Origin of the sequence: Phyllobacterium sp. (genome assembly GCF_037994405.1) — a bacterium.
Taxonomy (GTDB): domain Bacteria; phylum Pseudomonadota; class Alphaproteobacteria; order Rhizobiales; family Rhizobiaceae; genus Phyllobacterium.
The window spans coordinates 1-9,400 of the sequence record NZ_JBBNAN010000430.1 but is presented as its reverse complement, the minus strand read 5'-3'; the positions used below and the strand labels follow the sequence as shown (position 1 = coordinate 9,400).

The 9,400-nt window shown below is 57.8% G+C and carries 7 protein-coding genes and 1 pseudogene; 6 read left to right on the top strand and 2 right to left on the bottom strand.

Annotated features, from left to right (window positions below; translation table 11 throughout):
• Positions 1-223 precede the first annotated feature (223 nt).
• The 3 genes and pseudogenes from AAAC48_RS23270 to AAAC48_RS23260 all read left to right on the top strand — a co-directional run bounded on the left by AAAC48_RS23270 (position 224) and on the right by AAAC48_RS23260 (position 4,118).
• The gene (locus tag AAAC48_RS23270; RefSeq protein ID WP_340656465.1) at positions 224-1,030 is read left to right on the top strand and encodes a hypothetical protein; all 807 of its coding nucleotides are present in this window, start codon (positions 224-226) and stop codon (positions 1,028-1,030) included.
• A gap of 130 nt (positions 1,031-1,160) precedes the next feature.
• A complete protein-coding gene (locus tag AAAC48_RS23265; protein ID WP_340656464.1) occupies positions 1,161-2,570 on the top strand; it encodes a pyridoxal-dependent decarboxylase in 1,410 nt (469 codons plus the stop codon).
• A 14-nt stretch (positions 2,571-2,584) separates the two neighbouring features.
• Positions 2,585-4,118 (top strand): annotated as a pseudogene (locus AAAC48_RS23260) (acetolactate synthase large subunit).
• 170 nt (positions 4,119-4,288) lie between these two features.
• On the opposite strand, the gene AAAC48_RS23255 reads toward AAAC48_RS23260, so the two are convergent.
• A complete protein-coding gene (locus AAAC48_RS23255; RefSeq protein ID WP_340656463.1) occupies positions 4,289-4,426 on the bottom strand; it encodes a hypothetical protein in 138 nt (45 codons plus the stop codon).
• Positions 4,423-4,884: a DUF4126 family protein gene (locus AAAC48_RS23250; protein ID WP_340656462.1), complete on the bottom strand. Its 462-nt coding sequence runs from the start codon at positions 4,882-4,884 to the stop codon at positions 4,423-4,425. Before AAAC48_RS23250 ends, AAAC48_RS23255 begins: the two co-directional genes overlap by 4 nt.
• Before the next feature lie 455 nt (positions 4,885-5,339).
• Between AAAC48_RS23250 and AAAC48_RS23245 the strand changes: the two genes are divergently transcribed.
• From AAAC48_RS23245 to AAAC48_RS23235, 3 genes are all read left to right on the top strand, one after another.
• Positions 5,340-6,542 carry a peptidase S8/S53 subtilisin kexin sedolisin gene (locus AAAC48_RS23245; RefSeq protein WP_340656461.1) on the top strand — a complete coding sequence of 401 codons (1,203 nt, stop codon included), beginning with the start codon at positions 5,340-5,342 and terminating at the stop codon, positions 6,540-6,542.
• Positions 6,543-6,614: 72 nt separating this feature from the next.
• Positions 6,615-8,609, top strand: a complete 1,995-nt coding sequence (locus AAAC48_RS23240) for a C1 family peptidase (RefSeq protein WP_340656460.1) — start codon at positions 6,615-6,617, stop codon at positions 8,607-8,609.
• A 109-nt stretch (positions 8,610-8,718) separates the two neighbouring features.
• Positions 8,719-9,400: hypothetical protein (locus AAAC48_RS23235; RefSeq protein ID WP_340656459.1), on the top strand; the 682-nt coding region annotated here is incomplete at its 3' end.

The following is a 9,400-nucleotide window of genomic DNA, read 5'->3' as shown; positions in this document are numbered from 1 at the left end:
CCGCTACAATGGTTCAGAACCCGACGGTAAACTGACGCGCGACCAGTTCCTTGCGCTTCTGGAGGACTGCGCCAGCGGAGCGGCCTCTCGGTCAAACTGGACACCCCGGTGACCGAGCTTGCCGGCGGGCAAGGGAACGACGAGTACCGCATAACAACCCCGAGCGGCGCGCTCTGGGCGCGGAACGTGGTGATCGCAAGTGGCAACTTGAATTGCAGCCGCGTTGCCAAGTGACATTCGCCAGGTCGATGCTTCCGACTACCGCAATGCAGCCGATCTCCAAAGTGGGGCGATGTTGGTGGTGGGAAGCGGCCAATCGGGCGGCCAAATAGCCGAGGACTTGGTAGAAGCGGGACGAACTGTTTTCCTTGCCACCAGCCGGACGGGGCGGCTGTCACGGCGTTACCGCGGTCACGACATCCTGATCTGGCTCGTGCGGAGTGGATTCCTCGACGTGCCGCGAAAGGAGCTGATTCAGCCTTCGGGCCGGATTCCGGCGCGAGCGCTGCTTGGGGCCGTCCATACGATAAGCCTTCAATCCCTCAGCGCCAAAGGTGTCATACTGCTGGGGCGGTTCATGGACCTTGAGCATGTTAGCCATTTCTCCTTCGCCGACAATCTGGAGGAGAACCTCCGCTTTGCTGATGAGGCCTCCGCCAATGTCAAACGCCATATCGACGAATACATTGCGCGCACTGGGACCGAAGCCCCCGCGGCGGAGCCTGATCCGGCCGAGATCGTTGCGGCGCGTCTGCCGAATCCGCCCATCCGCTCGCTTGAACTCACCGGGTCCGGCATAACGAGCATAATTTGGTGCACCGGATTTCAAGGTGATTTCAGTTGGGTGCGGGTTTCTGGCGTGCTCGATGCTATGGGCCAACCGCTGCATGAGGAGGGCGTCGCTGCCATCGCCGGCATCTATTTCGCCGGGTTGGATTTCGCCTCCACGCGGAAGTCAGGCACAATATTGGCGATCGCCGAGGAGGCCGCCAGCCTTGTTGAACACATTGGGGCGTCGCTGACTAGGTAAGCTCGTGCGCTTGCCTGCGGGCTGAGCGAGCCATCTGCAAGCGCCGCTAATATCTATGCACTTGATTGGGTTCTCGTCGACGGGCAGGATGCAGCAAGAGAACGGGCGATGCCGAGTGGGGGACCGGAAAATGGATGAAGCGACCTTCGCCGAGTGGTCGTTGAAGGCGGCAGAGTGGGGGGCTGCCTACCGGGCATCTCTTCGCGACCGCCCGGTTCGAGCGCAGACAGAACCCGGAGATATTGGCGCTCAAATACCTGCCAGCCCACCGCAAACAGGCGAGAGCATGGAGGCGATCTTCGCTGATTTCGAGAAGATCGTCCTGCCGGGCATGACCCATTGGCAGCACCCGCGTTTTTTCGCCTATTTCCCCGCCAATTCCGCCCCGGTTTCGGTTGTTGCGGAATACCTTGTAACGGCGATGGCCGCGCAATGCATGCTGTGGCAAACTTCGCCAGCGGCAACCGAACTGGAGACGAAAGTTCTGGATTGGCTGCGCCAGGCGATCGGTCTTCCTGACGGTTTTTCCGGCGTCATCCAGGATTCGGCCTCTTCGGCCACGCTGTCGGCGGTTCTTGTCATGCGCGAGCGGGCACTGAACTGGAACGGCAACAAAGCCGGCCTCGCCGCTGGCCCCAAGCTGCGCATTTACGCGTCCGATCAAGTTCATACCTCGATCGATCGCGCCATTTGGGTGTCGGGCATCGGTGAGGCGAACCTGGTTCGCATTCCGGTAAGCGGCGAAAACCGGGGGATGAACCACGAAGCTCTGGAGACAGCCATCATTGCAGACAAGGTGAACGGATATCTGCCAGCTGGAGTCATCGCCTGCACAGGCGGCACCAGTGTCGGCGCTTGCGACGATATCAGTGACGTCGTCCGAATTGCGCACGCGCGCGGGCTCTATGTGCATGTGGACGCCGCCTGGGCGGGCTCGGCCATGATCTGCGAGGAATTCCGGCATCTCTGGGCTGGTGTCGAGGAGGCCGACTCCGTCGTCCTCAATCCGCACAAATGGCTGGGCGCGCAATTCGATTGCTCGGCGCACTTCATCCGCAACCCTGAAGACCTCGTTCGCACCCTTGCGATCCATCCGGAATTTCTGAAGACCCACGGCCGCGACGGCATCATCAATTATTCGGAGTGGACAATCCCGCTCGGGCGGCGGTTCCGCGCCTTGAAACTCTGGTTTCTCCTGCGCTTTCACGGGCTTGACGGCCTGAAATCGATGATCCGCAATCATGTCGCATGGGCCGGGAAGGTTGCCGAACAGCTGTCCAAGGACCCAAACTTCGAAATCGTGACCAAGCCGATGCTCTCGCTGTTTTCGTTCCGGCACCTCGGCGCTGCGGACCTCGATGCCCATAACCTTGCCTTGGTCAAAGCCATCAACGACGATGGCCGCATCTATCTGACGCAAACGCGTGTCGATGGCCGGGTGGCCATTCGCTTCCAGGCTGGGCAATTTGGCATGACCGAGGACGATGCCAACTTTGCATTAAGGGTTATCACTGAGCTTGCACAAGAGTGGAACAGGTAGGGAGCGAACCTAAAATGAATGGAGCGGATACCCTTTGCGACACCCTGTTGGCCAATGATGTCAGGGTGTGTTTCGCGAACCCCGGGACATCGGAAATGCACTTTGTCGCGGCGCTTGATCGCAAACCCGAGCTGCGCTGCGTGCTTGGTCTTTTCGAGGGCGTAGTCACCGGGGTGGCCGACGGTTACGCTCGAATGACCGACCGTCCAGCCACGACGTTGCTTCATACCGGGCCAGGCTTGGCGAACGGGCTCGCCAATCTTCACAACGCCCGCCGCGCGCGCATTCCAATGATCAACATCGTCGGCGATCATGCTTCCTACCATCTTCCGCTCGACGCGCCTCTCACCTCCGATATCGAGGGTTTGGCGGCTGCGATGTCTCATTGGGTTCGCCGGATTGCCCTGCGGATGTCGCCTCCGGAGCGGAGGCTGCCTATCGAGCATCATTGACACCACCCGGTATTGCAACGCTGATCCTGCCGGCGGATGCGGCCTGGGGATCGGTTGACGCGGCAACGCCGAGTAAGATCATCCTTCCGCCGCCATCTGCCATTGATCCGGATAGGGTACGCAGGATCGCGCAAGCCATACGTGAGGCTCCCGGGCGTGTCGGCATCGTCGTCGGCCGATCTACTAAAGATCGCAGGGCAAATCGCGGTTGCTGGAAATGTACCTTTTGTTCAGCGAAGTGCTGGTGGCACGAATGGAGCGCGGTGTGGGACGTGTCGCCCCGATCCGTATTCCTTACCCAATCGACGCTGCGCTGGACCTTCTTAAAGATATCGATGTGCTTGTGCTTCTTGGCGCATCGGAACCTGTCGCTTTCTTTGCCTATCCCGGTAAGCCGGGGCGGCTTGCCCGCCCCAGCTGCAAGGTGGACATCCTTGCGGCCCACGGCGAGGATCTGGGAGGGGCGCTCGAAGCCCTTCGCGATGAGCTCGGCATCCCAAGCTCGCGGGCCTTGCCGCAAACAAGCCCAACGCTGGATGAACAGGATCCGGTGGGGCAATTGACTGATGATGCGGTCCGGTGATGATCGCAAAGAGGCTTCCTGAGAATGCCATTGTCTGCGAGGAGGCAATCAGCTCAGGCCGACGATTTTTTGCCCTTTCCGCTTGTGCCGCTCCCCATGATTTCATGATGACGACAGGCGGAGCGATTGGCGACGGCATTCCGCTGGCGACGGGCGCGGCCATTGCATGCCCTGATCGGAAGGTCGTTAACTTGCAGGCCGACGGCAGCGCCATGTTTACGGTTCAGGGGCTTTGGACACAGGCGCGGGAAAACCTCGACGTCGTTACCATCATTTTCTCCAACCGCGGCTATGCCATCCTGCACGCCGAGATGCGGAACGTCGGCGTGGAGACGGTGGGAACGAATGCAAGACGAATGCTGGACATCGATCATCCGGCACTCGACTGGGTCTTTCTGGCACGGGGCCTCGGCGTAGAGGCGGCGCGAGCGACAACCTGTCAGCAATTTTTCCGATCTTTTTGCCAGCGCCCTCCGACGACGCGGACCGTTCCTGATTGAAGCAATGATTTGACTGCTCTGATCAGCCTTAATCAGTTCCAAATCACTCCGGCTTGGCGCTGGCCGCATCGGGGTGCCAGCTTCCAGGAACATCCGCAAGGTTGTCTCGCCTCCCTTAGAGCAATGATCGACCTCGTGCTCCACCTAACCCATGAGATAGATGCGACAGATCCTTCCGGACGGTCAGGCCCGGGCAACCGGAAGGATCTGTGGCATCCAGCGATCATAAACCGTAAGCGTCCGGTAACGCGCCTTGTTTACCCCGACGAACTGGCGCTCGATGGGGGCGAAGGTCTTGCCCGTGGCGTCGAAGTTTCTCATAGCAAGCTCGCCACAATCAGGAACGCGCCCACGACAGCCACTGCGTCTTCTATTAGGGCCGCTGGCAAGTCTGTACCAAACGTCGATGCAAGCCGGCCCCGGGCTGCCGCCCCGCCGAACGTTCCGGCCACAGCACCAATGATCCCGGCTATCAGGCCTGCAACGAGAGAACCACTGGCTGCACCGAGTGTTGCCCCCGCCAGCGCGCCCATCACGATGCGAGCGCCGAACTGCAACGGCACCTTGCGGGACGGGGTGGATGGAAGCTGATCTGACACGAACTCGGCGATGGCAAACACTGTGAAGACCCACGGCGTCCAACGATAGCCCATGAATGCTAGCGGCGTCTGTGATACGTCAAACCAACCGAGTGCGGCAGCCCAGGCAACGGCAGCAGGTGCCGTCATCGCACGCAGGCCAGCGACAATACCGATAAGAAATGCGAGCATAACAATCATGGTACTTTCCTTTGGTCATTGAATTCAACTTGAGCCAATATCGCGCAGTTTCCCGAAGTCGTCGCTCTCGATTTCTTCCTGCAGTTAATAGTCGAGATAGGTCTTGGCATCGCATTGGCGGACATTTGTGTCTCCGATCATCAGCCTTTGATCGGATCCGATGGAAGCCCTTCCGCATCGTCAGCCTCACAGCTCGCATAAATATTCTGGTAGTCGCGTGCGGGTACATTCTTTTGGGCGTGTTTCATATTTCAGCGAACAAGAGTAAAAAGTATGATTACAAAAATTTAGACTTGAGATAGTCATCAAACAGTGCCGTTGCATCGACCAAAAACCACTGTGCAATGGGGCAATACGACGAAAAGCATGAATTAATCTTTGTGTACCCGAAGAACGCCTTCGGCTGCAATCGCCGAACTATGTCTTTGCTTGTTACACTTCGGGAGGGCATATCTATGGCAATCAGGGGGGAAGGCTGGGAACTGCTGGTAAGACACCTCGGGACCCAGCAAAGCGGTACCAAGAAACGGAGCTACGGGACCTATCAAGCCTACATCAACGGCATTCCGCTCGATGATATTTCCGGCAACATGTGTGAAAGTGTTGGCCCAGGCGACAACAGTCGCCCAGGCAACGGTAAATGTATCGAGCAAGGCCGTTATCCGCTGTGGACGCAATTCGGGCGTTATCGATCGATCGGATACAGTGAGGACACTCATACCGCCGGCGCAGCGAACATGCCGGGGGTTCGATTGGAAGGGACGGGGAGGCGCGTCGGCATCCTGATCCACCCGGCACATCCGCCCAATCTCTACCTGTCCAGCATAGGATGCTTCAACCCCACTAAAGCGGTGACCAAAGACCAAACGATGGATTTCTGGGACTCGCGCGGGCGGGTGATCGCAATCCTGGATCGTCTTCGGGATTTCGCGCCTGACGCCTTCCGTCGTGAAGAGATGACTAAGATCGACAACGCGTGGGTAGTCGTCGACCCCGATCCCGCGGTTCCGATCGTTGCTGAGCTCGATCGAGCGTTCATGGCTGCGACAGCGGCCGCGGAGCCGGCTTCCCTACCGATCTCGCGGTCATCAGCGATAAAGACGGCGATCTGGATGATGGACAGCTACGGCGACCGATTAAGGGCTGCGGTTGCCGGAAAACAATACAGATTGAAGCATCTATGCGCGATCGTGTGCCAGGAGACCGCGTACAAGTGGCTCCAGTGGACTGGCTCCATGGATGCTGAAACCATCATCGCTCGTTGTGTGTTTGATGCCAGTGGAGACTATCCGGGTACAGAGCGCACCGCCTTCCCAAAGAACACGGCTGCGTTTCTAGAAAAATACGGGGATGAATCCACAGACATGCTGATCGAAGAAGCGAACATCACGCGTCGGCTTCAGGGCTATTCTGACAAGCAATGGGTCTACAAGGGATACGGCATCTTCCAGTTCGACTTGCAGCACGTGAAGACCGACCGCGCCTTCTTCGAGGAAAAGAAAATGGTACGACTTCGGAGAATGCCTAGCCCGGTGTTGCGGGGAACTCGACGAAAAGCTGCACAGCACCCACGGCGATCTCTGGCTGGCGATCAAGGCCTACAACGGAAGTGGCCCGCGGGCGCAGCAATACATGGAAAATGTCAGGGTGTTCACTGATTACTGCGCGCAAGTGACGGGAGACTGAAGCTTCGAACATGTGAGATTCTTACCGATGGAGGAGGTGTGATTGTGGCCAGGGCAACGACGATCAAGGCGACGACAGACAAGGCAAAAGCAGCCAACGCGAAAGTTGCGAAGGCAAAGAAGGCGGAGCGTGTCTTCGACGCGATGCCGGACACCGTGGATTTTCGCGACAAGATGTATATTCCGACACTTGTCGAGGTGATGCCCACCTCCGATCTGGACCGCTATCGGGCTGCTCAAATTCCGGTGCTGGACCAAGGCCGGGAAGGTGCCTGCACCGGATACGGCTTGGCGACTGTCGTGAACTACCTGCTGCGCTTCCTCAATTCCGAACATGAGGCCGACGAGGTGAGTGCCAAGATGCTTTATGTCATGGCCAAGCGGTACGACGAGTGGCCCGGGGAGGATTATGAGGGATCGAGCGCCCGCGGAGCAATGAAGGGTTGGCACAAGCACGGCGTCTGCGCTAGCAGGCTTTGGCTCGACGACAACCGCAAACTTGATGATGTGAATGCTGCCGACGCTTTGAACCGTCCCTTGGGGGCCTACTTCCGGGTGAACCACAAGGACCTCGTGAGCATGCACTCGGCGATCGCCGAAACGGGCATTTTGTATGCAACCTGCAGGGTCCATGAAGGCTGGATGAAGGTCAAGACCGGCGACAAAGAGATTTCGTATTCGACCAACGTTGTCGGCGGCCATGCCTTCGCGATCGTCGGATATGACCGCGAAGGGTTCTGGATACAAAACTCTTGGGGCGAGGGCTGGGGCAGCAGGGGTCTCGCCCGTCTCGGCTATGCCGACTGGCTGGAGAACAGCAGTGATGTCTGGGTGGCAAGGCTCGGCGTGCCCATCGACATCAGCACGCCCGGAGCTGCTGCACGCATGCGGGCGCAAGCTCCGCGCAGTTATGAAAGCTTTGTCTACGCAGAATTGCGGCCCCATATCGTGATGGCAGGCAACGACGGCAGATTGACGGAGACGGGTGCATACGGTCTCACAAAGGAGGGTCTGCGTGACATTGTTTGCCGGCAGCTTCCCGAACGGGTGAAGACCTGGAAGAAAAAGCGCGTCGTACTTTATTGCCACGGCGGTTTGGTGGACCAGGACTCCGCGCTTCAGTACGCAGCAAACTACCGCAAACCGTCGTTGGATGCAGAGGTTTATCCGATGGCCTTCATCTGGCGCTCGGACGCTTGGACAACTATCCGCAACATCCTTCAAGACGCCATGTCGCGGCGAAAGACTGAAGGGCTTCTCGATGCGACCAAGGATTTCATGCTCGATCGCCTTGACGATACTCTCGAACCGATCGCTCGCCTGCTTGGGGGCAAATCTCTCTGGGACGAGATGAAAGAGAACGCTACTCTCGCGGCCACGAAAGCGGCTGGTGCCGCGCGCATGACCGGCGAATTTCTTCTGCAGATGAAAGCTGCTGGTAAGATCGATGAGATTCATCTAGTCGGTCACAGTGCCGGATCGATCCTTCAGGCACACTTGGCGTCGTATCTGACGTCGAACGGTGTCAACGTCTCCAGCCTGTCCCTGTGGGCACCTGCATGCAACTTCGATTTGTTCGAAAGCATCTACAAGCCCATGCTCGATTCAGGCGCGATCGAGGCGTTCGATCTCTATACGTTGGACGATGCGACCGAGCGGGACGATTATTGCGCCAACATCTATCACAAATCGCTCCTTTACTTGGTCAGTGGCGCATTCGAGGTGAAGCCGCGGATCCCTCTTATACGCCCCGACGGGACGCCGATCCTCGGACTGGCACGCGATGTCAAAAAGCTTATTCCGGCTGCATTTTGGAAGCCGAACTCGAAGCGCTGGATCGTGAGTCCGACGGCCGGCGTATCAACTGCCCGTCACCATGGCGAATTTGATGACGACCAGTGCACCCTCGTCACCACTCTTGAGCGCATTGTTGGAAATGGAAAAACCACAGTAAAGGCTCCTCCGAGGGTCAAGAAACCTCCCGAAAAAGTTGCTCAAATGCGTCAGGTCCTGGATTTGGCACTCAGTTCAAAGGGTTGAGGATCAAACTGGGCACTTTTCAGCCGACGTTTTGAAGTATGGTGCGTCGCAGGCATTACGATAGCGGCGATACCTCCACTTTTTCAGCTCGCGACGGCTGGTCTCGAATATGGCGCAGCAATTCCGAGACAGCTACGTAAAGGTTTTCCTCAATACCGCACTCAATCAGGACATCGAGCAGCGCATCCGATTCGCAAAATATTTTTCGTCGGTTTCGTCGGAGAAGGAGGACTGGACGAAATACCTCAGTGATCTGACCGAGCTTCGAAACACCAAAAAAGTGGAAATCGACAGTCTAGAGCAGGCTTGGCAAAAGCTCTCTGATCAACCTCGAGCAGATGCGAACGAGGTAAACAAGGCAAGGCGGCATCTCGATTGGGCGTACAGCGAGGTCGGTTATGCAGCACCGAACAGAAGAGCCATTTCCAATCCACGTTGCCTGTCGCTGGATTCGATTTCGCTGGAAAGACGACCCGTCGCGCAGAAAATCCTGGACGCATTTGCGGCCGCGGGGTTTGGCCAATTTCAACAGGTTGCGGCGCTCGCGAATGCAATTGCTGAATCGGGTCTCGATCCAAACGTTCACTTGTCGGTCGCTGAAGACAGTTGGGGTTTGTTCCTGCTGAATACACAGGGAGGGTTCGGAACTGGTCATTCGGCAGAGGAGCGACGCAATCCCGATGTCAACATCGGGATTATGGTCAAAGAGGCTCAGAAGAATTCGGCCTTTGCGGCAGCGACTTCCCTTGATGCGGCTGTCGAAATATTTGTGCGGCAGATCGAAAGGCCGA